Origin of the sequence: Hymenobacter sp. (genome assembly GCF_031398885.1) — a bacterium.
Lineage (GTDB): Bacteria > Bacteroidota > Bacteroidia > Cytophagales > Hymenobacteraceae > Hymenobacter.
Genome location: NZ_JANNOD010000096.1, coordinates 1 through 23241 on the forward strand (window position 1 = coordinate 1; position 23241 = coordinate 23241).

General features: G+C 65.2%; 21 protein-coding genes. 8 read left to right on the plus strand and 13 right to left on the minus strand.

All coding sequences use genetic code 11. From position 1 onward, the window contains the following. Positions 1–116: 116 nt before the first annotated feature. The 3 genes from RMO51_RS18095 to RMO51_RS18105 all read right to left on the minus strand — a co-directional run bounded on the left by RMO51_RS18095 (position 117) and on the right by RMO51_RS18105 (position 2175). Positions 117–587: a YdeI/OmpD-associated family protein gene (locus RMO51_RS18095; protein ID WP_310396994.1), complete on the minus strand. Its 471-nt coding sequence runs from the start codon at positions 585–587 to the stop codon at positions 117–119. A 95-nt stretch (positions 588–682) separates the two neighbouring features. Further along, complete coding sequence (locus tag RMO51_RS18100) at positions 683–880, minus strand: hypothetical protein (RefSeq protein ID WP_310396996.1); 198 nt, start codon at positions 878–880, stop codon at positions 683–685. Positions 881–882: 2 nt separating this feature from the next. After that, complete coding sequence (locus RMO51_RS18105; protein WP_310396998.1) at positions 883–2175, minus strand: glycosyltransferase; 1293 nt, start codon at positions 2173–2175, stop codon at positions 883–885. A gap of 237 nt (positions 2176–2412) precedes the next feature. Here RMO51_RS18105 and RMO51_RS18110 point away from each other — a divergent pair, with 237 nt between their 5' ends. Together RMO51_RS18110 and RMO51_RS18115 are read left to right on the plus strand one after the other, a co-directional pair. After that, positions 2413–4887 (plus strand): glycoside hydrolase family 31 protein, encoded by a 2475-nt coding sequence (locus RMO51_RS18110; RefSeq protein ID WP_310396999.1) that lies wholly within the window; start codon positions 2413–2415, stop codon positions 4885–4887. 72 nt (positions 4888–4959) lie between these two features. Next, a complete protein-coding gene (locus RMO51_RS18115) occupies positions 4960–5592 on the plus strand; it encodes a hypothetical protein (protein ID WP_310397004.1) in 633 nt (210 codons plus the stop codon). A 233-nt stretch (positions 5593–5825) separates the two neighbouring features. On the opposite strand, the gene RMO51_RS18120 is transcribed toward RMO51_RS18115, so the two are convergent. The 4 genes from RMO51_RS18120 to RMO51_RS18135 all read right to left on the minus strand — a co-directional run bounded on the left by RMO51_RS18120 (position 5826) and on the right by RMO51_RS18135 (position 9188). Then, a complete protein-coding gene (locus RMO51_RS18120) occupies positions 5826–6191 on the minus strand; it encodes an NTF2 fold immunity protein (RefSeq protein ID WP_310397006.1) in 366 nt (121 codons plus the stop codon). Positions 6192–6268: 77 nt separating this feature from the next. Beyond that, the gene (locus RMO51_RS18125) at positions 6269–6982 is read right to left on the minus strand and encodes a hypothetical protein (protein WP_310397008.1); all 714 of its coding nucleotides are present in this window, start codon (positions 6980–6982) and stop codon (positions 6269–6271) included. Beyond that, positions 6979–8250, minus strand: a complete 1272-nt coding sequence (locus RMO51_RS18130) for a hypothetical protein (protein WP_310397011.1) — start codon at positions 8248–8250, stop codon at positions 6979–6981. Before RMO51_RS18130 ends, RMO51_RS18125 begins: the two co-directional genes overlap by 4 nt. Before the next feature lie 275 nt (positions 8251–8525). Further along, complete coding sequence (locus RMO51_RS18135) at positions 8526–9188, minus strand: DUF6624 domain-containing protein (RefSeq protein WP_310397014.1); 663 nt, start codon at positions 9186–9188, stop codon at positions 8526–8528. Between the two features lie 460 nt (positions 9189–9648). On the opposite strand from RMO51_RS18135, the gene RMO51_RS18140 reads away from it, so the two are divergent. Then, entirely contained in the window at positions 9649–10005 is a 357-nt protein-coding gene (locus RMO51_RS18140; RefSeq protein ID WP_310397016.1) for a hypothetical protein, read from the plus strand. A 73-nt stretch (positions 10006–10078) separates the two neighbouring features. Here the strand turns inward: RMO51_RS18140 and RMO51_RS18145 are convergent, their stop codons facing one another. The 3 genes from RMO51_RS18145 to RMO51_RS18155 all read right to left on the minus strand — a co-directional run bounded on the left by RMO51_RS18145 (position 10079) and on the right by RMO51_RS18155 (position 13260). Next, on the minus strand, positions 10079–10768 hold the full coding sequence (locus RMO51_RS18145) for a hypothetical protein (protein ID WP_310397017.1): 690 nt from the start codon (positions 10766–10768) through the stop codon (positions 10079–10081). 371 nt (positions 10769–11139) lie between these two features. Then, a complete protein-coding gene (locus RMO51_RS18150; protein ID WP_310397019.1) occupies positions 11140–12066 on the minus strand; it encodes a T9SS type A sorting domain-containing protein in 927 nt (308 codons plus the stop codon). 282 nt (positions 12067–12348) lie between these two features. Beyond that, positions 12349–13260: a T9SS type A sorting domain-containing protein gene (locus RMO51_RS18155; protein WP_310397021.1), complete on the minus strand. Its 912-nt coding sequence runs from the start codon at positions 13258–13260 to the stop codon at positions 12349–12351. A 198-nt stretch (positions 13261–13458) separates the two neighbouring features. Between RMO51_RS18155 and RMO51_RS18160 the strand changes: the two genes are divergently transcribed. Next, on the plus strand, positions 13459–14724 hold the full coding sequence (locus tag RMO51_RS18160; RefSeq protein ID WP_310397023.1) for a serine hydrolase: 1266 nt from the start codon (positions 13459–13461) through the stop codon (positions 14722–14724). Between the two features lie 179 nt (positions 14725–14903). Here the strand turns inward: RMO51_RS18160 and RMO51_RS18165 are convergent, their stop codons facing one another. Together RMO51_RS18165 and RMO51_RS18170 are read right to left on the minus strand one after the other, a co-directional pair. After that, positions 14904–17327: a reprolysin-like metallopeptidase gene (locus RMO51_RS18165; protein ID WP_310397025.1), complete on the minus strand. Its 2424-nt coding sequence runs from the start codon at positions 17325–17327 to the stop codon at positions 14904–14906. 650 nt (positions 17328–17977) lie between these two features. After that, a complete protein-coding gene (locus RMO51_RS18170; RefSeq protein ID WP_310397027.1) occupies positions 17978–18394 on the minus strand; it encodes a thiol-disulfide oxidoreductase DCC family protein in 417 nt (138 codons plus the stop codon). A gap of 231 nt (positions 18395–18625) precedes the next feature. On the opposite strand from RMO51_RS18170, the gene RMO51_RS18175 reads away from it, so the two are divergent. The 3 genes from RMO51_RS18175 to RMO51_RS18185 all read left to right on the plus strand — a co-directional run bounded on the left by RMO51_RS18175 (position 18626) and on the right by RMO51_RS18185 (position 21308). Next, positions 18626–18991, plus strand: coding sequence for a hypothetical protein (locus tag RMO51_RS18175; RefSeq protein WP_310397029.1), 366 nt, complete (start codon positions 18626–18628; stop codon positions 18989–18991). Positions 18992–19350: 359 nt separating this feature from the next. Further along, the gene (locus RMO51_RS18180) at positions 19351–20898 is read left to right on the plus strand and encodes a hypothetical protein (protein WP_310397032.1); all 1548 of its coding nucleotides are present in this window, start codon (positions 19351–19353) and stop codon (positions 20896–20898) included. A 113-nt stretch (positions 20899–21011) separates the two neighbouring features. Next, positions 21012–21308: a hypothetical protein gene (locus RMO51_RS18185; protein WP_310397034.1), complete on the plus strand. Its 297-nt coding sequence runs from the start codon at positions 21012–21014 to the stop codon at positions 21306–21308. Positions 21309–21391: 83 nt separating this feature from the next. Here the strand turns inward: RMO51_RS18185 and RMO51_RS18190 are convergent, their stop codons facing one another. Further along, entirely contained in the window at positions 21392–22555 is a 1164-nt protein-coding gene (locus RMO51_RS18190; protein ID WP_310397036.1) for an alpha/beta fold hydrolase, read from the minus strand. Positions 22556–22686: 131 nt separating this feature from the next. On the opposite strand from RMO51_RS18190, the gene RMO51_RS18195 reads away from it, so the two are divergent. After that, positions 22687–23058: a hypothetical protein gene (locus RMO51_RS18195; RefSeq protein WP_310397038.1), complete on the plus strand. Its 372-nt coding sequence runs from the start codon at positions 22687–22689 to the stop codon at positions 23056–23058. Positions 23059–23241 lie beyond the last annotated feature (183 nt).

A 23241-nucleotide genomic window follows, 5' to 3' on the forward strand; every position in this document is an offset into this window, starting at 1 on the left:
CTCTCCCGCGGAGAGGGGTGCGTTCAACGATGCGGAACAGGCTCCCCTCTCCGCGGGAGAGGGGCCGGGGGTGAGGTCCCCCCACAGAAGGCGGGCGCTCGATGACGAGGCCGCCGCTACCCGCGCTTGCGGCCCTGGGCCAGCATTGCCACAATCTCGCCGAGGCGGCGGGCGCGGGCCTCGGGCTTCTTGGCGCCTGCGAGCCAGCGCACGTACTCGCGCTGGTGGGGGTAGGCCAACTGGGCGAAGTAGGCCGCGGCCGGGGCATTGGCGGCCAGCTGCTCGGCCAGGTCGGCGGGAGCTGCCATCTTGCGCTCCGTCACGGTGCGCGACAAGGTCACGCGCACCGTATCGCCCACCGTTTTGTCGATGGCCCGGCGGATTTGCTTGAGCAGGTGCAGGCCGTGGTGCCCGTCGCCGAGCGGAACCACGCTGCCCTGGTAGGGGTAGCCGTCGAAAGTGGCCTGCACCGGCACCCGGCCGCGGGTGCCGTACACGTCGGCCACCGCAAAGGGCACGACCACAAACACACCGCCATCTCCGTCGCCCGCTTCCAAAACGGCTTCAAATTCGTGTTCGGGCGGCATGGGGAAGCTGATGGTTGGCGGGTATCGGGAAGGATTCTTCCGCACAAAGCTAAGCCACCGCGTCGCCCGGGACCATTTCGCCCAGCGTGTGGGCCTTATTCCTGGGCCGGCAGCACGGGCATAGCGCTGCGCAGCCGCTCCCGGGCCGTGACGCCGCGGTGAAACAGCTCGCCCCGGAAGCTGCGCCGCCGCGCAATGAGCACCACCGTGTCGAAGCCAGCGGGCGGCACGGCGGCCAGGATGCCCCGGACCCGGCCGGGGCATCCTGGCCGCCGCGGCTGGGCTGGCGTCAAGTTTAGCAAGCGGCCCGACCCGCCGCTGCTTCGCCCAGCACGCGCCGCAGGGCGTCCTCGTCCGCAGCGGCCACCACGCGTATTGCCCCAATCGTGGCGCCGTACTGCTGCTGCATTCGGCGGCGCACGTCTTCGCTCGGCACCACAATCAGATGGGCGCGGCGCAGGGTCATCCGCTCCACTTCCAGCAGCCAGCCACGCTCGGCGGGGCTGCTGAAGTCGGCCGCGAGGCCGGCCGCGTACAGTACCAGGGGCTGCCCAGTGCGGTTGCGAATTTCGAGCGCCGCCAGCCATGCCGGCCAGTTGGGCGCGTAAATCACCCCGAAATCACTGCGGCCCCGCACCAGCTGGGCGGCGCGGCGGGCGTACTGAATCATCCGAAAATTCAACCCATCGAGCGCGGGCATCGCAACTACAGGCTGCGGGGCAGAGGCGTTGGCTGCGTTGGCCTTGGGCGCGCGCGCCGGGGCGGCATTGGGCGTCAGGTCGTCTTCGGGGGCCAGGAGGGCCAGGGCTTCGGCCGGGCCGGGCTCCTCCACTACTTCATCAAAGACCGGGGGCACTTGCGGGGTGGGCAATTCCGGGTCGGGGTCGAAGTTCAGGTCGCCGGCCAGCGGGTGCTCGGTGGGGCGCAGCCGGGTGGCCACGTAAGCGCCGGAGGCAGGAACGGGGCGGGCAGGGGCCAACGGCAGCCCCGCGGCGGCCCGTGGCCCGGACTCCGAACGGCGCGATGAATCAGGCTGAGCGGCCGGCGCCGGTAGCCGCTCGTCGGCACTGGCGCCAACGTAAGGGGCGGCGGGCACCGGCCACTGGCCGGGCGTGGGCTCGCCGGTGCCGGCGGGCCATTGGCTGCGAGCGGGAGCGGCCGGTGGTGTGGCTGATACCCCCGCCCGCAGCCCCGAAGTTGCTGCTAGCAGCGGACTGCTGGCGGCCAGGTCGTCGAGGCCCACCATGCGGGACAATTGCCGGGGAACTGCCGGGCCCTTGGTGTTCTTGGGAGCAGCCGCGCCCGGCAGCACGCGCACGCCGGGCGTGGCCGCCGCCGCCGGGTTCGTGGCTGCCGGGCCGGAACCGGGGGACGCGGGCTGGCCGGCGGCGGGGGTGCCATTTTCCGCCGCGGGGGCCGTTGCTGCTTCGGCGGGCAGGTGCGGGTACACGGCCAGCACGGGCTGCTGGGCCGCCAGGCGGTACACCAGCGCCAGGGTGGGGGGCAGGGCCGCGCCGCCGAGCACGGCCACGCCAGGGTCGGCGTCGTCCCAGGCCAGCAGCAGCACAGAAAATTCGGGCGGGGTCATGGGAGCGGGGGGAGGGGGCAAAAGCCGGCCGGGGGCGGCGCTCGCGGCGGCGCGGCGGCCAAACTATTCTCAATGCTACGCCAGCCGGGCCACATCGTTAACAAAAAACCTTTTCGGCCGGCCCGGAAAAAAGTAACTTGCGTACTTATTCCCCGCGCAGCACCCGCGCAACCGGCCTGGCCGGTCTTTTTTTGCCCGATATTTTAGCGGCCTTGGCCTTTTGCTCAGAAGAAGTTTATGGACACCACGATTCAGGAAAATAACTACATGGTGAACGACCTGGCGGCCCAAAGCCACCGGGAGCAATACCCCGGCCCGGTGCTCCGAGCCGAGGTCCTCGACAATAATTTATTCCTCTTCACCTGCCAAAACGGGGTGCGCCTGGCCCTGCACGTGCTCAGCGACAAAGTCCTGCGCTTCCGCTACCTCACCGACGGGCCGCTGCTGCCCGACTTTTCCTACGCCGTGCCCGCCGACGCCCGCCCCCTGCCGGCCCCCGAGCAGCTGGAGTTCCGCGAGAAGCCCGACCACTACCGCCTCACCACCGCCCGCCTCATCTGCATCATTCAGAAAGACAGCCTGAAGGCCCGGGTGCTGGACCGCTCCGGCTCCATCCTGAGCGACGACGAGAAGGGCTTCCACTGGGAGTACGACTACGACAGCGGCAACGACATCGTGAAGATGAGCAAGCAGGTGCCCGCCGGCGTGCACTACTACGGCCTCGGCGACAAGCCCGACAACATGAACCTGCGCGGCAAGCGCTTCACCAACTGGGGCTCCGACACCTACGGCTACGTGAAGGGCTCCGACCCGCTCTACAAGAACATCCCGTTCTACCACGTGCTGCACCAGAAAATTGCCCACGGCATTTTCTTCGACAACACCTTCAAGGCCAACTTCGACTTTGCCGCCGAGCGGGCCGACGTCACCAGCTTCTGGGCCCAGGGCGGCGAGCTGAACTACTACTTCATCTACGGCCCCACGCTCATGGAGGTGACCCAGGACTACACCCTGCTCACCTGCCCGCCCGAGCTGCCCCCGCTCTGGACCCTGGGCTACCACCAGTGCAAGTGGAGCTACTTCCCGGAGAGCAACGTGCAGGAAATTGCCCGCGGCCTGCGCGAGCGCCAGATTCCCTGCGACGCGCTCTACCTCGACATCGACTACATGGACGGCTACCGCTGCTTCACCTGGAGCCCGCAGCACTTCCCCGAGCCCCAGCGCCTGGTGCGGGAGCTGGCCGCCGACGGCTTCAAAACCATCGTCATCATCGACCCGGGCATCAAGATTGACCCCGACTACGCGGTGTACCGGGAAGGCTTGGCGGGCGACTACTTCTGCCGCCGCGCCGACGGCCCGCTCATGAAGGGCTCGGTGTGGCCCGGCCTGTGCAACTTTCCCGACTTCACCCACCCCGCCGTGCGCGAGTGGTGGGCCGGCCTGTTCAAGGAGCTGGTGCAGGACGTCGGCGTGCGGGGCGTGTGGAACGACATGAACGAGCCGGCCGTGTTCGAGAAGGGCACCTTCCCGCCCGACGTGCGCTTCCACTACGACGGCCACTCCGCCTCCCACCAGAAGGCCCACAACATTTACGGCATGCAAATGGCCCGCGCCACGGCCCAGGGCATGAAGCAGTTCAGCTACCCCAACCGGCCGTTCACCATCACGCGCAGCACCTACAGCGGCGGCCAGCGCTATTCCTCGGGCTGGACCGGCGACAACATCGCCTCCTGGGAACACCTCTGGCTGGCCAACATCCAGTGCCAGCGCCTGAGCATCTCGGGCTTCAGCTTCATCGGCTCCGACATCGGCGGGTTCGTCGATACGCCCACCGGCGAGCTTTACGCCCGCTGGATTGCGCTGGGCGCCTTCCACCCGTTCTTCCGCACCCACTCCTCCGGCGACCACGGCGACCAGGAGCCCTGGAGCTTCGGCGAGCCCTACACCGGCCACGTCCGCGCCTTCATCGAGCTGCGCTACCGGCTGCTGCCCTACGTGTACACCGCCTTCTGGCAGTACGCCACGGCCGGTACGCCCATGCTGCGCCCGCTCCCCTTCCTCGACCAGAACGACACCGAAACCTACCTGCGCATGGCCGAGTTCGGCCTCGGCGACCACCTGCTGGTGTGCCCCATCACCCAGCCCGGCGCCGAGGGCCGCTGGATGTACCTGCCCCGCGGCGACTGGTACTACTACTGGACCGACGCCCCCACCGCCGGCGGCTCCGAGGTGTGGGCCGCCGCCGACCTCAGCCGCATCCCGCTCTTCGTGAAAGCCGGGGCCGTGCTGCCCATGCAGCCCGTGCTGCAATACGTGGGCGAAAAAGCCATTGAGGAACTCACCCTGCACGTGTACTACAAAAACGGCACTGCCGCCAGCGTGCACTACGACGACGGCGGCGAAGGCTACGCCTACCAGGACGGCCAGCGCACCGTGCGCCGCTTCATCGTCGCCGGCTCCGCCACCGAGCTGCGCCTCTCCCAAACCATCGAAGGCGACTACGCCCCCAGCTACGCCACCTACCGCGTGGTGCTGCACGGCCTGCCCGGGGCCGTAGGGACGGTTTCAGTAGACGGCGCCGCCGCGCAAGCTGCCGAAGCCACCCTGGAAACGGGGCTAACGCTACCGAGTGTGGAGGTAGGCGTGGGCTTTGGGGAAGTGCGGGTGACGCTGGCGCTGCCGGGGGCGGCGTCGGTTGCTCCGGTTGCTTAAGTTTTTCAAAAAAAACTTTGTCATTCAAATTAGGCCTCTTTTGTATCGTTGTGTCTTACCTATTTAATTATCATGGAGTCAAGCACTGAACCCTCAATTTTTGTAACTTTCGTGGGGGCGTTTTTTTTCTTCAGTGGGCTATACTCTATAATTGTTTCTCTAAATAGTTTGGGCCAGCATAGGTCTGATTCTACCATCGAAACGAAGCTGTTCAAATTCAACGCTCCAGTAGGATTTACTTATGGAATTGCCGCTTTACTGAGTGTGGTGGGCCTCGTCTACCTGCACAGATTTCAAGTTCAAACATTCGCATCGAACAAAATATCAGCTGAATTAGCGGAATTGAAACAGGTAAATCAACAATTAAGAACAAGCGGTGGTGGTAGTGTCAGAGTATTTAAAGAATACTTTTCCGATGACGAGCCGCAATCCATTTTGAATGGAAAAGTGCTTGTCGAGCTTTCGCGTGAGAGCTTCTCAGAGAAGAATGTTCGATTAATCGGTACTAGTGGTATAAGTTTCAACCAACATGGTCCATTTAAAGAAGGTGTGAGAATAAAAACGCAAGGACGTAGGTTCTATTTATTGATGGGTGATAGCACAGTTTGGGGAGTGAATCTCATGCGCGAACAAATGGGTGTGAATGGCGAGGTTCTTGAGTTTTTCGAGACCGGCAGGCTTAAGACACAGTTTCTGAAAAAGTAATATTTAAGAAGTTTCTCCGCAGCTTCGCGACCCGCCCGCGTCTGGAGACGCGAACCCAGTGGGTTTCAGTAGATGGCGCCGCCGCCCAAGCCGCTGAAGCCACCTTAGAAACGGGGCTGACGCTGCCCAGCCCCGTGGTAGGCGTGGGCTTCGGCGAGGTGCGGGTGGCGCTGGCGCTGCCCGCGGCGACGGCAGTTGCTAAAGGGTAGGAATTTCACCGTTTTCTTGAACGGTTACTTACCGTGGGTTAGCTTCCATACGCGGCCGTTTTGAGCCTCCACGATGATTTCAAACGTTCCACCAACCGTGTGGTGGGGAAGCGTGCCTGCGACGTACCAGAAGCCGTTGACGAAATACGCTTCATAAGGCCGCTGGTTGGTAACATTCTCTTTCCCGTAGATGGGGAACAGCTGCGGCTCCACGACGGCAATGGCCTGGGCTTTGGTGGTGAGCAGGGGCTTGGGAAACGGCGCTGGCGGGGACGTTTCGGTTACTCGCTGAACTTGTTGCCGGGCGTAGGCTTCCCCCTGCTTATTTCTACTGCCCGCAGCAGACCAAGGCAGCACATAGCAAGCTACCAGCCAAAACGGTGACGGCAAACTTCATCAGTACCATGCAGTGGAGATTCGGGGTGGAAGCCGAAGGTATCCTTCTATTCCTAGCTGGACCGCTCTACTTACAGTGCCACGCCCAGCTTAAAGCCGGTCGGGAAATGAAAACCCTGGTGCCCGTAGTCAGAGGGGCCGGTCGTGTACTGGCTCACTACCTCAGCGCCGTGCTTCCGGCTTTGGCCGGTGCGCCAGCCGGCCCCGACGTATACATCGAGCGAGAAGCGCTTTGGGGTGAGGGGAAGCTGGTAGCCCACTTGCACGATGGCGCCGTAGCGGTTAATCGCTTCGGTGTGGCGCGCATTTGTATACTCGAAATAGGGCAGGCCGGTGGGGTCGCGCAGCTCCTGCCAGCCCGGTGCATCGTGCGAAACTTTGAAATGCTGGAAGGTGAGCCCGTAGCTGGCGTACAGGCCGGCGGCGTAAGCGGCGGCCGCCGGCCGCAGGTAGCGGCGGTGCTGCACGTGCAGGCCCGCGCCGCGCACCCGCGCATCGGCCAGGTCCGGCGGCCGCGCCTGGGCGTCAGAGGTGAGGCCGGTGGTGAGCCCCACCGGCCCCGCATACAGCTGCGGCGTGAGGGTAAAACCCTGTTGCGCATGCGGTTTGGCCCGGTATTCTACCTCCAGCCACAGCCCGCTCATAACCAGGTACTGCGGCAGCACCTTCACCACCAGCGCCCGGCCGACGGGTGCCTCCTGTCCGTGGGCGCGCCCGGCGAAGAGTAGCCCCGCCGCGGCCAGCCGCCAAGCGCGACGCCCCGCGAAAGAAACGATGGGCTTCATGGTAGCGGCGTGACGGGCAGCAGGCTCAGCGGTTGGAGCGTGGTGCCGGTGTACGCGTATTGGTAGAGGCCGGCGGCGCCAATGGCCAGCAGCGTGCCATCGTTCGGAATCACATCAAACACCTCCACGGGGAACACCTGCGTCTGCGTCAGCGTGGGCGCCTGCGCGGTGTTGAACACCTTGAGGCCGTCCTTGTCGCACACAAAAAGCGTCTGGCCGTCGACGCCCAGGCCGCGGGGGCCGGTCATGGGGTAGGACTTGGCCAGGCGCGGCGCGCTCAGGGTGCGAAGGTCAATGACTTGGAGTTGGTTGACGCCGCCGCCGCAGCTTTGGCCCGCGCGCAGCGTCACGTAGGCGTACTGGTCGTCGACCACCACCGGGTCGCAGCTCACGACGTGCTGGTAGTAGGCGACCTGCCGCGGCGCCGCGGCCTGGGCCACGTCGAAGATGTACATGCCGCGCTGGGTGCCCAAGAACAGGTAATGGTCTTTCGGGAAAATAGTTTCGACGCCAAACGCCAAGTCCAGCTTGGGACCCGCAGTGGGCGTGGTCGGATTGGCCAGACTGAACAGGCGCAGGCTGTTGGTGTCGACGGTGTAGAGGTGTTCGCCCAGCACCGCGAACCGCGCCAGCGAGCCCCCCCGGCCCGCGGCGCCCGGGCTCACCGACGACGTGTTGGCGAATGCCAGGCGCTGGTCCCACCCCCCCCAACCCCAACCGCCGCCGTTTCTGCCGGCGGGATAGGCTACTTTCATCTTCTTCCAGCCCACGACCACGGTATTCGCCGGGCGGTTATCGGACGTGGCCGACGGGGCCAACGGTCCCCATTCAGGCATGGGCAGCTCCCGGAAAGCGTCGCGCACGCGGCTTTTTACCACGGCTGCCCCGGGGTCGCTCACGTCGATGGTGACCAGGTCGGGGCCGTTGTCGGCGTAGAGCAGGCGGCCTTTCAGGGCCATGTCGATGTTGCCGGGAATGCGCAAGAAACTCACCGGCCGAGGCTGCGCCGGGTCGCGGTTGTCGATGACGTGGATGCCCTCGTAGGGCTCGTTGACAAACAAATACTGGCCTTGCAGGTAAATTTTGCCGGCGGCGTGCAGGGCCCGGGGCGGCAGGGCCTGCACCGACGCCTCGAGCACGGCGCGGGACACCAGCCGCGGGGTGAAGGCGTCATAGTACGCGGTGTCGGGCTGCGGCTCGTCGGTGCGGGCGCAGGAAAACAGCGTCAGCAGCAGGCAGCTGAGCAGAGAGGGAAATAGTTTTTGCATCGGGGTACGACGGTTGAAGGTGAACACAGGCGAGGGCAGCAGGCCACCGCTTCCTGGGTCCCTGACCGGTTGGTGTGGTACTTAGTTGCACCGCCGTGGCAATAAAGAGGATTGCTCGAAGCCCTTCGGGGCAGCCGTGCTCTTAGGTGAGCGCGGCGTGCAGGTGCTTGCGGGAGCGTTTGTTGCTAAAGAGGCTAATGCCCATCAATTCTACCGTTTCGCTGAACTTACATTCGCGGCACGGCGGGCTGGTTCAGATGGCGGCAGGGAGATTGCTATTTGGGCATTTTAGCTACATCCTCTAAGGTTAACACTTTATAAGAAGTACCTAACCTAGCTGCGTTTTCCTCAACCGTAGTTTTAAATCCAGCTTGCTTGCGACGTTGATTTACTTGCGCTGGATTCTGAATAGGCCAGATGAACCACTCCTTATTATTGTAATTCTGAGCCTGCGTACCGTAGAGTTGTTCTTTGTTTTCGAACACGAGCTGACGGTCCAGCATCGTGGCGTAGCGAGAAAAGGGCAACTCCCCTGTTTCAGCAGCCGTCTTCATCATCGGCAAGTACTGTGGGATGAGCGCTGGTGCGTGCTGAATTACACTCCATGCGGCCTCATTGGTAGGTGCACCTACTAGCGATTTACCTGGGTAGCCATACTGTTTCAAAATGGCTTGTACGCGCGTCAGGTTCGTAGCATCGGTTCGTATCATCTGGCCCATGATGGCACTGTTAAGTCCTTCCTTCGAAACGCCGAGCGCGGCGGCCAGCGAATCTGGGTTGCGGTTTAGCCTTGGACTGAACAGCATGGTTCGGTAGCGCTGGTCCACCTCGTAAAGGCTATCTAACTCGTGTTTGAGCCGCAAGTTGGGTGTCGTCTGCGCCACGGCCGGGAAGGCGAGCCAGCCGAGCAGGACGAGTGCGTTCAGGAAGTGTCTCATTTCCGCAAAATAAGTAACCAGGGAATAAATGGCTCCTTTCGGTGAACGGTAAGAATCTGCCGGCATCCGCTGGCCAAGTTGTGCTTGTTGTGCGGGGCAAGTTTAAGAAACCGGTTTACGAGTCGAAGTTTCCGGCTGGCGCGCGTCTCCGACGCGCTGCCCACTGGACCCGAGCCTCGGGCTCGAACGTTGAACAACGCGTTGGTTTCGTGCCATGCCTGCGTCTGGAGACGCGCGCCAGCCGGAATTTGATTATGCGTCGACGGGCCTCCGAGTGAATTGGACCTGCGCTGCACCCTCCTCGCCGAACACAACGTGGGCCACCGCATCTCATTGGGGTGGAAGATTTGCTTGCTCCCTGGAGCGGAACAAATGCTTTTAACTTTTTTGACGAAGTGGTCTCAGATTACTAAAAATTGATTTTCTATATTCGCCCCACCATCCAACCTTCGCTACTGCCATGAGTTTTTTGCGTAACCTGACTGTACTAGTGTTTCTACTAATGGCGGCATCCGCTTGTAAGAAGGAAGAGGTAGTACCTCAAACGGGCAACTTAGTGCTGCGTTTTAAATACAGTTCGAACCTAAGCGGCACAACTTACTCGCTGTTCACTGAACCGGTCTGGACTAGTTCAGGTCGCTTTGCAACGCCACTGCGCGTTGGGGTTCTACCCGCGCTGGCACCTAACGCCTCCTCCGGTGACGCCGCCGTCGAAATCAAGGATTTAAATGCTGGTAATTACGTATTTGTTGTTGGCAACAACAATAGTTGGTCGGTGCAGGTAACAGCCGGTAAAACCACCGAGGTAAACAAATAGGTCTTCAACAGGCATCAAAACCAAAACAGGGCGCCCCACGGGGCGCCCTGTTTTCTTCCAATCGCTCCAAAAGCTACGCTTTGGGCACCACCGGGGCCGCCACCGGCGCGGGCGTGTCCATAACCACGTAGTCCTGGTACTTGCGGGCGTCGGTGGTGGCGTAAAGGGCCTTGCCCACGGCGCAGAGGTCGATGAGTTCGGTGTAGAGGGCATTGGCGGCCAGGATGCGGGCGTCGGCGGCGCGGCCCCGGGCGGTTTCGGCGTCCTGCTGCTGGCCCAGCCGCTCCAGAAACTCGGCGGCCGAAGCAGCCAGGGCATCCAGCATGGCGGGGGTGAGGCCCTTGGCGGCGTAGTCGGCCAAGTGGGCGCGGCCCACGCGCACCACCCGCAGCAAGCCCACGTAAAGCTCGGCCTCGGGGCCATTGGCCAGGCCCGCGCTCCCAAACATCTTGTAGCTGGCCGAGCGCGGGTCGTGCACCGTGCCCACAATGCCCATGATGGCCTGCAACTGCGTCTCGGCCTGAACCTGCGCCTTTTCTTTGGCCAGGGTGGCGTTTTGCTTGGCGGCGTCGAGCTCGATGTCGGTGGGCAGGAGCTCGAAGTCCTGGCGCAGCTTCTCGAAGGCGGCCAGGCGCGCGGCATCCACGCCGCGCGGGGCCAGGTCGGCGGCGTCGCGCACGAGGTACTGGTGTTTGTCGAAGCCGACCTTAATCAGCTCGCTCTGGGGCATGGTGAACAGGGCAACGGGTTGGGTTTGGCGCATCGGTAACGGGTGTGAAAGGGTACTGGGATAGACAATTAGCCCCAACCGTGGCCGGAGGTGCGCCGAATGTACTGGAATTTCCAAGAAGTCGACCCGAGCCCTCCGCCGGTCCTTCCCAACGCCCGGCGGGCCCCAACGAACAACCCGCCGGCCTGGCCGAACGCGCCCCCCGCGCCCCCGAACGTCCCGCCGCCGCCTTTGCCCGCGCGGCGGCTCCCCCAGAGCAGTCAGCGGGAGGCCCAGAACGGTCAGCGCAAGGTCTTTCCGGCCGTTCGGCGGCCGGCCGGGGGCGTTGCGCCGGGCCGGCGGCGCGCTTTCACCGGCGGGCCGGGGCGCACGCCGGCCAAGTGCCGGCGCGGACCGCCGCTGCGCTAGCGGCTCAGCTTGCGGGTGACCACGCCGCGCGGGGTGAAGAGCTGCACGGTATAGAGGCCCGCGGGCAAGCCGCTCAGGTCGAGCGCGCGGGTGGCCGCGGCCCGGGGCGGGGCCTCTTCGCGGCGCACCACGCGGCCGGTGGCGTCGAGCACGACCAGAGAAGCCGCCAGCAGGGTCGGCTCGGCGGCGCTGATGGTGTAGCGCCCGTCGGGGCTGGGGTTAGGGGCCACGCCGATGGCGGCGGCCAGGGCCGCGTCGCGGGTGGCCGTGACGGTGCCGGTGAAGGCGATGTCGTCAACGGTGAGCGTGGTGCCAGCAGTAGAGTTTTCGACGGAGCCCGACACAAAGGCAAGAAAAAGCGAGTCGGGCGCCAGCCCGGAGGTATAGGTCAGGGGTACGGTGGCCAGGGTGTAAGTAGTTGCCAGAGCCGGGAAAAAGTACAAGGCCTCGGCCACCACTACGGAGGCGCCACCCACCCGGCGGGTGAACTGCACCACCGCCGCCGCCGAGTCGGCCACGGCCCGTGCCCCGCTGAGCTGGTAGTAAAACTGCAGGTTGGCGGGCCGGCCCGTGAACGGAGTGCCGCCGTTGCCGTTGTTATAAGAAGCCCCCAGCAGCAGAATGCCCGGAATAACTTCGCCCCCCAAGCTTTGCGTTTGCAACTGGGCGGCAAAAGGGCCGGTGCGGGCGGTGGGTGCTTTCGTGACGGTGCCGGTGCTGAAGGGAAGCCGCTGTCCAATTTCCTCGGCTAAAAGGTCGTCGGTGGTCAGCCAGTTGGTTGGCGCGTCCACGCCGGTGCTCACCGCGGTGGTGCGGGTCGCCCATGTGTCAAGGGTGCTGTTTGAAAAGGTTTGGGCCTGGGCCGCGCCCAGCAAGCTGGTGCCAGCCACGGCGGCCAGCAGAAAGCGAAGAACTATTTCCATGAGTAGCTGAAAAAATGAAGCGAAAAAATAAATGGAGCCGGCCACATGTGCCAATCTGAACCACGGATGGCTCACCGGCGGAAAAGGTTGCGTGGGCGGCGTAAAGTAAGCAGTCGCCAGCCGGTTGATGGTTACGGCACGGCTGGTCCGCAGCCGATGGTGTGGCGGGCGCTGGCAACGCCGGGGCGGGCATTCGCGGCATTTCTCAGAATGCGGGCAAAAAAAAAGGCGCCCGGTAAGGCGCCTTTTTTGTTCGTGTCCCGCCGCGTCGGGGGCCGGCGCCTACCGCACCAGCTTGCGGGTGACCAGGCCGCGGGGGGTGAAGAGCTGGAGCGTGTAAATGCCCGGGGGCAGGCCGCTCAGGTCGAGGGTGCGGGTGGCCGCGGCCCGTGGTGCGGCGCCCTCGCGGTGCACGATGCGGCCGGTGGCGTCGAGCACGACCAGGGAGGCCGACAGCAGGGCCGGCTCGGTGGGGGCGCTGATGGTGTAGCGCCCGTCGGGGCTGGGGTTGGGGACCACGCCGACGGCCGCGTTCAGGGCCGCGTCGCGGGTGGCCGTGCCCGTGCCGCTGAAGGAAATGTTGTCGATGCGCAGCGTGGTGCCGGCGGTGACCACGGGGCTCAAACCCGAGATGAAAAATACCGAGATGGAGTCGGGGGCCATCGTCGAAAGATATTGCAAGGGCACCGTGACCAGGGTGTAGCTCGCGGCTGGTGCCGTGAAGACGTAGCTGGCCCCGGCAATGGCAACCTCATTGCCGTTCACCCGGCGGGTCAGCAACACCGACAGGGACGGCGCGTCGGTCACGGCCTGAGCACCGCTGAGCTGGTAGTAGAACTGAATGCTGGTCGGCCGGGCCGTGAACGGAAGGCCAGGGGAGGCAATCCCTGCTCCCTGCAGCAACTGGCCCAGGAAAAGAATCGCGGGTATCGCTGTCCCAGCAACATTCTGGGTCTGGAGCTGAGCCGCGAATGGCCCGCTCTGGGCCACGCTGGTCTTGGTGACCGAATTAAGGGGGGGCGAGCTGGGAAAGATTTCGTCCGTAGTCGACCAGTCGGCGGGCGCTTCCACGCCGTTGCGGGTTACCCACGTATCGAGGTTGCCGTTGGGGAGTGTTTGGGCCCGGGCCGGCGCGGCCGTCATCATGCAAGCACCGGCTAGTAAGGCCAGCAGTGAGGAAAAGAATGATTTCATGACAAATTAAAAAATGTGAATGTGGAAGACAGGGTAGTCTCAGGCGGTTTCCCGCGCTGCAAAGGCCAAAAAACAATTTGATATTTCAAATATAGTTAAAAACTGATATTAATCACCACAATGCCATTGTTTTTCCGACGGCAAAAGCTGGTTGTGAGCAGCCCGTGCCCGCGGCCGAAACCACTTTATATTTGGCGCATGGCCTATTTGCAGCGGGCGGCGTGGGGGGCGCTGGTGATTTTGGGACTACTGGCGCTGCCCCGGGCAGCCACGGCCCAGGCCTTTGCCAACCCCTTGCGCCGGGTGCTGCGGCACGACACCGCGGGCCTGGCCCGGGTGCTGGCCCGCCCCGCCGCCTACCGCCTGCAAATTCTGTACACCCGCATCCGGCGCGACGCGGCGGGCCGGCCGCGCTTCCGCAGCTACGGCTACCGTTTGCGGCCCCGCGAGTACTTCTACCCGGCCAGCGCCGTGAAGCTGGCCGCCGCCGCCCTGGCCCTGGAGAAGCTGCGGGCGCTGAGCGCGCAGGTGCCCGGCCTCACGCCCGAAGCCGTGATGCTGACGGATTCCGCCTTCGCGGGCCAGACCCGGGCGTGGCGCGACACCGCCGCCGCCAACGGGCGGCCCAGCGTGGCCCACTACGTGCGCAAGGCGCTGCTCGTGAGCGACAACGACGCCTTCAACCGGCTCTACGAGTTCGTGGGGCCGGCGGCGCTGAACGCGGGCCTGGGCCGGCTGGGCCTGTGCCGCAGCCGCCTGCTGCACCGCCTCGCGGTGGGCGACCAGGAGCCGGCCAGCCGCCACACCAACCCCGTGGCCTTCTACGCCGACTCGGCCGCCCGGCAGCCGCTGTACCGCCAGCCGGCCGGCTTTTATCCCGGCCCCTGGCCCCGCGTGGCCCTGCGGGGCGAAGGCATCGGGCAAGCTTACGTGAAGGGCGACCAGCGGGTGCCGGGTCCGTTGGATTTCAGCCAGAAAAACGCGTTTTCCCTGCCGGACTTGCAGCGTCTGCTCCGGGCCGTGCTGTTCCCCGAGGCCACGCCGCCCGCCCGGCGCCTGCGCCTCGCCCCCGCCGACTACGCCCTGCTGCGCGAGGCGCTTGCGCAGCTGCCCCGCGAAAGCGCGCACCCGCGCTACCCCGTGGCGCAGTACCCGGACACCTACGCCAAGTTTTTGCTGGGCGGGGGCGGCACCGCGCCGCTCCCACCGGGCGTGCGCGTGTTCAACAAAATGGGCCAGGCCTACGGCTTCCTCATCGATAATGCCTACATCGTGGACGCCGAGAAAGGGGTGGAATTCCTGCTCAGCGCCGTGGTTTACGTCAACGCCGACGGGGTGCTCAACGATGATAAGTACGAGTACGACACCATCGGCTTCCCTTTCCTCCAGGAGCTGGGCCGGCGGGTGTACGAAGCCGAATGCCGGCGGGCGGAGACGCTACGCTTAATGGGGAATGAGGAATGAGCGAAATGAACGTTCTGCTCATCCGGCGTCCACGCAGCCGAAGCATCTCGCGTGGCGGCTGGGGCACCGGTGTAAACTCAACGGGTTACTTCCCTGCGCGAGATGCTCCAGCAAGCTCAGCAGGACGTTCGTCTCGCTCATTCCTCATTCTTCATTAAGCGCAGCGTCAGGCCGCAGCGTCATTCCACCACCAGCCGGCGGGACTGGCCGGCGCCGCGCACCACGTAGATGCCGGGCGTGAGGCTGGCGGGCAGCACCAGTTGGAGGGGGCCGCTGGCGGGCAGCGCGGCGGTGAGTAGCACCCGGCCCGTGAGGTCGAACAGCTGCACCGCTTGGCCGGGGGCGAGGCCGGCGACCGAGACGGTTCCGCGCGCCGGGCTGGGCCACACCCGCAGCTGGGTGGCCAGGCCGGTGGGCACGGCCACGGTCCGCACCGGGGAGAAGTTCTCGGTGCCGTTGTTGTCGGTCTGGCGCAGGCGGTAGTACACGGTCGGGCCGGGGTAGGCCGCCAGGGCGTCGTCGAACTGATAGGTACTGGCGCGGGAGCTAGTGCCCTGCCCGGCCACCCAGCCCACCCGCCGGAAGGCGGTGCCGTCCGAAGAGGCTTCGACGGCGAAGCCGGCGTTGTTCCGCTCCGACGCCGTGGTCCAGGTCAGGTGGGCCGTGGCAAGACGGGCTTCGGCCGCGAAAGCCGTGAGTTCGACGGGCAGCGGGGGCGCGCCGGCCAGGGTGATGTTGGCGTTGTTGACGGCGAAGAACACGTTGTCGAGGGCCTGAATTTTGAGGCGGCCCTGGGTGGTGTTCAGGTTGGGTAGCTGTACCGGGGCGGCGCCGTCGTTGGGGGTGCTGGCCAGTAGCACGGTGGGAAAGGTGAGGCCGCCGTCGGTGGAGAAGAGAACCTGCACGTTGGCGCAGCTCACCGGGGCCTGGTCGGTGCCCAGCACGCTCCAGGTCAGGGGGTAAGTGCTGCCGGGCGCGGCCGTGAAGGCGGCCGCAGGCGCCGTAACGGCGAACGGCCCGGCGGCAGCCACGGCCAATGCTACGTTGGCTCCGGCCACGCCGCCGAGCCCGTCGCGGGCCGTGAGGCGGAAGTTGAGGGCGCGCGGCACCAGCGGCAGAATTTCCCCCAGCGAAGCCGAGTTGCTCAGCACCGCCAGTAGCATCGGGAAGGTGCGCACCGGGCTGGGTACCGGCGCGAAGCTGCGAAATAGCGGCGGCCCGCTAACGTCGATGGCCGCGCCCGCCAGGCCGGAGGCGTCGCCGCGGTCCAGCTGTTCCCAGGAGTAGGTCAGAGCGTTGCCGTCGGGGTCGGTGCCGGTACCGGCCAGAGTGAAAGGCGTTCCGATGGGAATGGTGTAGGTGCTGGGCGGCACCGTGATGATGGGCGCGCGGTTACCGGTGGGCGTGAAGGAGCCGCAGGTCAGCCGGGCCACGATGGCGCTGAGGCTGCCGGCGTGAAAGTAGCGGATGGCGCCGCCCACGTCATCGGGGTCGCAGCGGCTGTCATACGACATAATGGTGTTGCCGGCGCCCGGCTCGTAAGCCAGGTCGGGGCTGCGGTTGTTACTGCCGCAATTGCCTTGGTCGCCGTTGAAGGTGTGGCCCGAGCCCAGCTGGTGACCAATTTCATGAGTCAGTACCGTGGCCATTAGCTCGGCCGAAGAACCCGTGGACGAGCCCCGCGCCGCCCGGGTGGCGGAGCACACGGCCCCGATGCCGGCAATGCCCGAGTACCCGCCGCCGCGGTAGCCCAGCACGTGGCCCAAGTCGAAGCTACCCGCGCCCAGGACCCCGACGACCACGCCTTGATTGGCGTTTAAGAGCACAGTGGGGTCATTGTTATCGGAGGTGGGGTCACTGCTGACGTAGGGGTCGGTGGCGGGGTCCAGGTAAATGAGCCGGTCATTGTTGGCTACGAGGACCAGGCGCAGGGCCAGGTCCCGTTCGTATACCGTGTTCACGGAGCTGACCAAGATTACCATGGCCTCCAACGTGCCCGCCACGGTGCCGCCGCCTAGTCGTTGCACGTACTCGCCGGTGGCGGCCATGGCCAGGCGCAAGGTTCGGAGCTGAGTGCCGTAAGGGGCCGGGGCCAACGGGGGCGTGCCGCCCGTGGGGCGCCCCGTCGTTCCGGGCAACTGCTCCGTCAGGCACTCAAAGTCGCCGGGCGCGTCGAGGCGGCTGTGGTAGCGGCGCGGAGCCGTGGGGTCCGCCACCACGCTGAACGGGCCGCCGGGCGCAAGCACCTGGGCGTGCAGGCCGGCGGGCGAGGTTTCGAGCCGGGCCGTGGTGGCGGGGTCGTCGAGGGCGCGGCCGGCGTAGGTTTTAATTTGGGGAAACCGCGCGGCCAGGGCCGGGGCCATCACCGGCACTTGCGTCACGGCGAAGCGGTGCAGGGTGCCGTCGGGGTAGGGCAGCTCCAGCGTCACGGCGTCGGCGGGCCGGGTTTCGGGGGGTGCCGGGGCCAGGCGGGCGGCCAGCTGCGCCGCGTCGAGGGTAAACCATTGGCCGGGTTCGGGCTTGCCGTCCGCGCCGCGCGCGGCGGGTGGCGCGGCGGGCTGCCACAGCGGCGGGGCCGGCTGGCCCGAACCCGGCCGGGCCATTACCAGGAAGAAGCAGATTAATAAAACCAGACGGAAAAGAGTGCTCATAACTGCTGAACGAGGAGTGCGGTGATAAATCCGGGCGTTGCCTGCCGGGCTCCTGGGTCAGTCATGGCCTCATCAGCCGGCGGCTGTCCGGGGCGCTGACTAGTTGACCACTGGTGAGGTGCGGGGCCCAGCCCGCGTAATTTATTGGAAATTGAGCCGCTAAGAAACTTCAAATGACTCGTACCGAATGCCGCTATCTGGTCGTCAGCTACCGGTATGTCAGCTAATCAGTTAAAATAATTATTAACAGGATACTACTTCAATCAAAACTTCCCACCACCGAACAGTTTTTTGCCCGCTCCGTCCTAAAATAAAAAATTCGGGCATCACCAAATAATAATGCGTTGCTCGGAATGGCCGGCGGCGAAGCGCGCAGTTCAGCTACGCGCTGCACATCTCAGAAGAAGTACTCCGACGCAGAGCCCGCTAGGTCGCTGCCCAGAGCCGTTCCATGGTGGTTCGGCTTCCTTCTCGTTGGGCTTCGTGCTTGGGAGCGAACTAGGGCCCGCCCTACTGCCCCGGATAGGGCCCGTCCTGGGAAGTTGAGTCGGCCGCGTCGGATGGCGGCTACGAGCGGGGGCCCACTGAAGCCTGGAACCGCGTTACAAGAACCGCGCTTTGAGGGCCGGGGTGGGCAGCATGCAGCTTTCCCGGCGCCCAAACCAGCGGTAGCGGTGGCGGGCCACGAAGCGGTAGAGGGCATCGCGCCAAGTCCGGGGCAGCACCCCGCCCACGCCCGCCAGGCGCCACACGCCCCCCAGGCCGCGGGCAATGCGCAGCACGGCCGTGGAGTGGGAATAAACGCGCCCCCCGCTGAGCAGCAGCACCGAATCGGGCTCGGCGGTCAGGTCGGCGGGCGCTACGCCGTGCGTCGCCAGCAGGGTGCGGGCGGCGTCGCTTTGCAGGGCGGCAAAGCGGAAGCGGCCCTCGGAGTCGTGGCGGATGACGAACTGCACGAAGCCGTTGCAGAGGTTGCAAACGCCGTCGAATAATATGGTGTCGGGGGCAGAATCGGGCATGGCAGGAGGGCGGGTTGGAGCCGCGCGGGGTAGCTAACGCACCGGCGGCCGGTGGGTTCGGCCGCAGCTCCCGGAGCCGGGGGGCTGGAGCGGCTGGTTGCCCCCGCGAGGGAAGCAGCCCATGGTTGGAGGCTCCGGCTACGTAGTTATACAGAAAAAAAATACGGGTTTATTCGTTGGTTGTACCCTCAGAATCTTCCGTATAGCTTTCCAACCAACCTTTCCTAACCGATGTTTACTAAAAAACCTTCTCTATACCTGGCTGCGCTGGTGCTGGGTACCACGCTGCTCGGAGCTTGCGAAAGCAAAACCAGCACCACGACCGATGCCACGGGCTCGGGCACCGAGGGCGGCATGGGTGCCGACTCAGCGGGCACGGGTGCCATGGACAACACCGGCGCCATGGACAACACGGACCGGTCGGGCTCGACAACCGGCGTGACGTCGGGCTCCACCACTGCGGGCGAAGGCACCAGCACTTCCGGCATGAGCACCTCGGGCGCCACCTCCCCGGGCGCCACTACCACGGGCGAAGGCACCAGCACTTCCGGCATGAGCACCTCGGGCGCCACTTCCCCGGGCTCCACCACGCGCTAGGCGGGTCTGTTTCTCAATTTTTGCAAGGCGAAAAGGCAAGTCACTCGGTGGCTTCCTTTTCGCCTTGTTACGTTGTAGCCGGCGGCGGAAATGGGGGTTGTTGGCCCCGCCCCCGCCGGACGGACGCCGCTTTGCCCCTAGTTGCCGAGCAGTAAAACAGCGGCTGGCGCGAACAACGAGCCGTAAAAATGCGTCTGTAGGGCGGGCGCGCTTGGGCAAACGGCCGCTTGGGCAGTGCGCCCAGGTATTTACGCATCGCGCGGACTCTCGCCCACGCGCAACAACGAACGACGATGCGAGGGGCAGCGCGCGCCGCCGGTTGCCGTGCGCGCCATCTGACAAGTGCCTTCGACGAACCTATGACCGAGCAGAGTACTGGTTTTTGGGGAGTGTTGCGGCGGCCGTTTGTGCTCGACTTGCGGGCCCTGGCGCTGCTGCGCATGGCCACGGCAATTGTCGTGCTACTGGACCTGGCCATCCGCAGCACCGACCTGGAAGCCCTCTACGCCAACATGGGCGTGCTGCCGCTACCCGCCCTGCTCGAACACGCCTGGACGCCCTACCAGTTTTCGCTGCATGCCGCCAGCGGGTTGTGGCAGGCGCAGGCCGGGCTGTTTGCCGTGGCGGCGGGGCTGGCCGCGGCGCTGCTGGCGGGCTACCACACGCGGCTGGCCACGGTGGCTTCCTGGGTGCTGCTGGTGTCGCTGCAAAACCGCAACCCCCTCATCAGCCAGGGCGGCGACGACTTGCTGCGGATGCTGCTGTTCTGGGGTATTTTTCTGCCCTGGGGCCGGGTGTGGTCCTGGGATGCGCGGGCCCGGCCGGCGCCGGCGCGGCTCGACTACTTCAGCGCGGCCACCGTGGCCTACGTGGTGCAGCTGGCCCTGCTGTACTGGTGCACGGCCCTGCTCAAAAACGGCGTCGAGTGGACCCGCGACGGCACGGCGCTCTACTACGCCTTCAGCCTCGACCAGGTGCTGCTGCCCGGGGGGCGCCTGCTTTACCCGTACCCGGGTTTGCTGCGGTTTCTCACGTTTGCGTCCTACTACACTGAGCTGCTGCTGCCCTTCGCGCTCTTTTTGCCGGTGGGCGTGGCGCGGTGGCGGCTGCTGGTAGTGGGCGTGCTGCTGCTGGGTTTCCACCTCGGCATCAGCCTGACGCTGTACGTGGGGCTGTTTTTCCTGGTGAACATGGCCTCGGTGCTGGGGCTGCTGCCGCCGGTGGCCCTCGACTGGCTCACGCGCCGGGTGGTGCCGCACGCCGCGCGGGCCCAGCGCTGGCGGCCCCGGCTGCCCGCCTGGCAAGTGCCGTGGCGCCTGCGCCTGGAGCGCACGGGGGAGCCTTCGGCCGGCGGCCGGCAACTGCGGCGGGCCGTCCGCGAAACCTTCGTGGCCGTGGTGCTGGCCTACGTGTGCTGGTGGAACCTCGACGACGTGGCCGTGCTGCGGCCGGCCGGCGGGCTGATGTCGGCCCCGATGCGCTGGTTTGGCTACCTGTTTCGCGTCGACCAGCACTGGGGCATGTTCGCGCCCACCGTGTTCAAAGACGACGGCTGGTACATCCTCGAAGGCACCGCCGCCGACGGCCGCCAGCTCGACCTGAACCGGGACGGTGCGCCCGTGGGCTACGCCAAGCCCGCCTCGGTGGTGGCGCTGTTCAAAAACGACCGGTGGCGGAAGTATTCCGAGAACTACCTGTTCGTGAGCAACGCCTGGATGCGGCCTTACTACTGCAACTACCTGCTGCGCATCTGGCACGAAAACCCCCGCCATCCGTCGTTGCGGCACTTGTCAGTGGTGTACATGAAGGAGGTGTCGTTGCCCGACTATCAGACTGCCAAACCCGAGCGCCAGGTGCTGTGCGACTGCGAACTGCCGGGCCAGGAGCAGCCAGTAGCGAAGAAATAAGGCTGAAAATAAGTATTTACCGAAGTGAAATACGGGTAAATCGCGCCGTAAACGCTCGTATAGCCAGGGAGCCGTTGGCTACCATTCTTTCTTTCACATTTCCCCCTCTTTCTATGAAAAGCAAATTGCTCTCCGGGCTCACAGCCGTTGCCTTGTGCACGTCGCTCGCCATTTTCAGCGCTTGCACCACGTCCGAAAACGCTGGCTCCACCAGCGGCAGCACTTCGGGCAGCACTTCGGGCTCGACCACTACCGGCACCACCACAGGAACGACGACGACCGGCACCACCACGGGCACTACTACGACCGGTACCACCAGCGGTACCACCACGGGTACTACGACGGGCACCACCAGCGGCACGACGTCGGGCACCACCACTGGTACCACCACCACCGGCACTACCACCTGAGGCGAACCTCAGCAAGCCAGGCAAAAGGGCCCCGTTCCATCAAGAGCGGGGCCCTTTTGCTTGCAACGAATCCGGCAAAGGCCTCAAACCCACTGCTTGAGGTACTGGAACACCCCGGGGTGGGTGAGCAGCCCGCCGTGGTGCTGCTGGCTGAATACGGCCGTGCGCACGCTGGCCCCGGCCGGCAGGGCGGCTTCGTCGCCGAAAGTGGCGTGGCCGCGGGCGCTGCCCTGGCCCACCAGCCCGTCGCCGAAATACTCGCGCAGGGCCGAGGGCCGGGTGGCCCGCAGCCAGGCGCCCATTAGAATGTGGTAGCGCACGCCGGGCAGCGGCGGCACGGGCGTGCGGGGCGGCGTGAGGTCGCCGGCGTGGGCGTCCTGCCAGTCCTCGTCCACCAGAATGGAGTGGCGCAGGTCTTTGATGCCGTTGCTGCGCTGGTTGAGGGCCTTGCTCAGGAAACGGGTGGGAAAGAGGTTGATGCGCTCCAGCAGCCGCGCCGTGAAGTGTGAATTCTGCTCCAGCCACGAACCGTCGTTGGGCGTGCCGAGCAAGAAAACAGAACGCAAGTGCGCTAACCAGGACGCTTGATTAATTAAAAATGAAGAATTAAAAATTAAAAATTCATCCGTTGGCTTAAAATCCTGGGTAAACTCATTTTTAATTTTTAATTCTTCATTTTTAATTCCCAGCCCGTTGGCGTAATGCCCTGCGCTTCGGATAATCAGCCCGCCCATGCTGTGGCCCACCAGCACCAGCTCGCCGATGGCGTCGGGGTAGGTATCGACCAGTTCGGTGAGCAGGCGGTTGAGCTCGCGGCCGTTTTCGGAGAGGTGCAGGCCCGAGTTGAAGCGCACGTAGAGGGCGCGCGCGCCAAGCTCCTCGGCCAGGCGCGGGCCGTAGCGCCGGCTGCCGGGCGCGTCCTGAAAGCCGGTTTGCCAGATGAGCTCGTCGCCCATGAGGCCGTGCACAAACACCACGGTTTTCTGGTGCGGCTCGGTGAGGCGCAGGTCGGCGGGGGCCACGTCGTGCCCGCCGCGTCGGAAGCTCAAGCGGATGGCGCGGCGGTCGTAGCGGGCGGCCAGCTGGTCGCCCAGCGCGCCGTTCAGCACCGGCAGGAAAAAGTGCTGATGGGCCTTGCCGGAGCGCACGAGGTAGCTCGCGCCGCGCACGGGCAGCAGCGCGGCCCGCCCCACGGCTCCGAGGGCGCGGCGAAAGCGGGAAGGCTGGGGAGGGTCGGCGTTGGGCATGGGCAAGAAACCAGGAAAAGGAGCGGCCGCGCGGCGGCGGCGGCCCCCGAAAGTAACGCCCCGGCCGACATCGGGTTGGCCTTCCGCTCGAAATCCACGTACTTTACATGACCAATTCCAAGCATTACTTCATGAAGCTTTCTCCCCGTTTCGCCCTGGCCCTGGTGCTGGGCACTGCCCTGGCGGCCTCGCTCGCGTCCTGCGACTACCGCTGGAGCCCCGGCAAAAACCCGCAATTCGGCCACGGTTTCGTCAACCCGCCCCCCGGCTGGCACACCTCCGACGTGAACCGCGACAGCATCAACAACCAGCAGCGCGTGGAGCTGGCCGGCGGCGAGGGCTCGGCCGCGGCCATTAAGAACGGCACCGTGCAGGACCAGCTAAACTCGGCCCCCGCCGGCAAGAGTGCCACTTCGCCGCAGGACGCCAGCGGCCGCCTCGGCGACCCCGGCCAGGCCACGAACGGCAACGGCAACCAGAACGACCAGCAGCAGCCCAAGTAATCTCTTAATCTCCTTGGCGCTGCCCCGAAAGCCCGCTACCGCCCGGTAGCGGGCTTTTTGCGTTTGAGACAAGCACGGCGTTGGGGCCGGTTTCGCGCCGCAACCCTTGCCGCGAAAACGACGCGGCTCGTGCCGGTGGTGCAGGCGCGGCGCCGGTTGTTTCAGCAGCTACCCCCAACCGAA

Coding starts and splice junctions, on each gene's coding strand:
- RMO51_RS18160 (WP_310397023.1), top strand. CDS start 13,459: ATGGCCTATTTGCAGCGGGCGGCGTGGGGGGCGCTGGTGATTTTGGGA.
- RMO51_RS18185 (WP_310397034.1), top strand. CDS start 21,012: ATGAAAAGCAAATTGCTCTCCGGGCTCACAGCCGTTGCCTTGTGCACG.
- RMO51_RS18135 (WP_310397014.1), bottom strand. CDS start 9,188: ATGAGACACTTCCTGAACGCACTCGTCCTGCTCGGCTGGCTCGCCTTC.
- RMO51_RS18125 (WP_310397008.1), bottom strand. CDS start 6,982: ATGAAGCCCATCGTTTCTTTCGCGGGGCGTCGCGCTTGGCGGCTGGCC.
- RMO51_RS18130 (WP_310397011.1), bottom strand. CDS start 8,250: ATGCAAAAACTATTTCCCTCTCTGCTCAGCTGCCTGCTGCTGACGCTG.
- RMO51_RS18190 (WP_310397036.1), bottom strand. CDS start 22,555: ATGCCCAACGCCGACCCTCCCCAGCCTTCCCGCTTTCGCCGCGCCCTC.
- RMO51_RS18145 (WP_310397017.1), bottom strand. CDS start 10,768: ATGCGCCAAACCCAACCCGTTGCCCTGTTCACCATGCCCCAGAGCGAG.
- RMO51_RS18095 (WP_310396994.1), bottom strand. CDS start 587: ATGCCGCCCGAACACGAATTTGAAGCCGTTTTGGAAGCGGGCGACGGA.
- RMO51_RS18165 (WP_310397025.1), bottom strand. CDS start 17,327: ATGGCCCGGCCGGGTTCGGGCCAGCCGGCCCCGCCGCTGTGGCAGCCC.
- RMO51_RS18175 (WP_310397029.1), top strand. CDS start 18,626: ATGTTTACTAAAAAACCTTCTCTATACCTGGCTGCGCTGGTGCTGGGT.
- RMO51_RS18180 (WP_310397032.1), top strand. CDS start 19,351: ATGACCGAGCAGAGTACTGGTTTTTGGGGAGTGTTGCGGCGGCCGTTT.
- RMO51_RS18140 (WP_310397016.1), top strand. CDS start 9,649: ATGAGTTTTTTGCGTAACCTGACTGTACTAGTGTTTCTACTAATGGCG.
- RMO51_RS18105 (WP_310396998.1), bottom strand. CDS start 2,175: ATGACCCCGCCCGAATTTTCTGTGCTGCTGCTGGCCTGGGACGACGCC.
- RMO51_RS18195 (WP_310397038.1), top strand. CDS start 22,687: ATGAAGCTTTCTCCCCGTTTCGCCCTGGCCCTGGTGCTGGGCACTGCC.
- RMO51_RS18150 (WP_310397019.1), bottom strand. CDS start 12,066: ATGGAAATAGTTCTTCGCTTTCTGCTGGCCGCCGTGGCTGGCACCAGC.
- RMO51_RS18110 (WP_310396999.1), top strand. CDS start 2,413: ATGGACACCACGATTCAGGAAAATAACTACATGGTGAACGACCTGGCG.
- RMO51_RS18115 (WP_310397004.1), top strand. CDS start 4,960: ATGGAGTCAAGCACTGAACCCTCAATTTTTGTAACTTTCGTGGGGGCG.
- RMO51_RS18170 (WP_310397027.1), bottom strand. CDS start 18,394: ATGCCCGATTCTGCCCCCGACACCATATTATTCGACGGCGTTTGCAAC.
- RMO51_RS18155 (WP_310397021.1), bottom strand. CDS start 13,260: ATGAAATCATTCTTTTCCTCACTGCTGGCCTTACTAGCCGGTGCTTGC.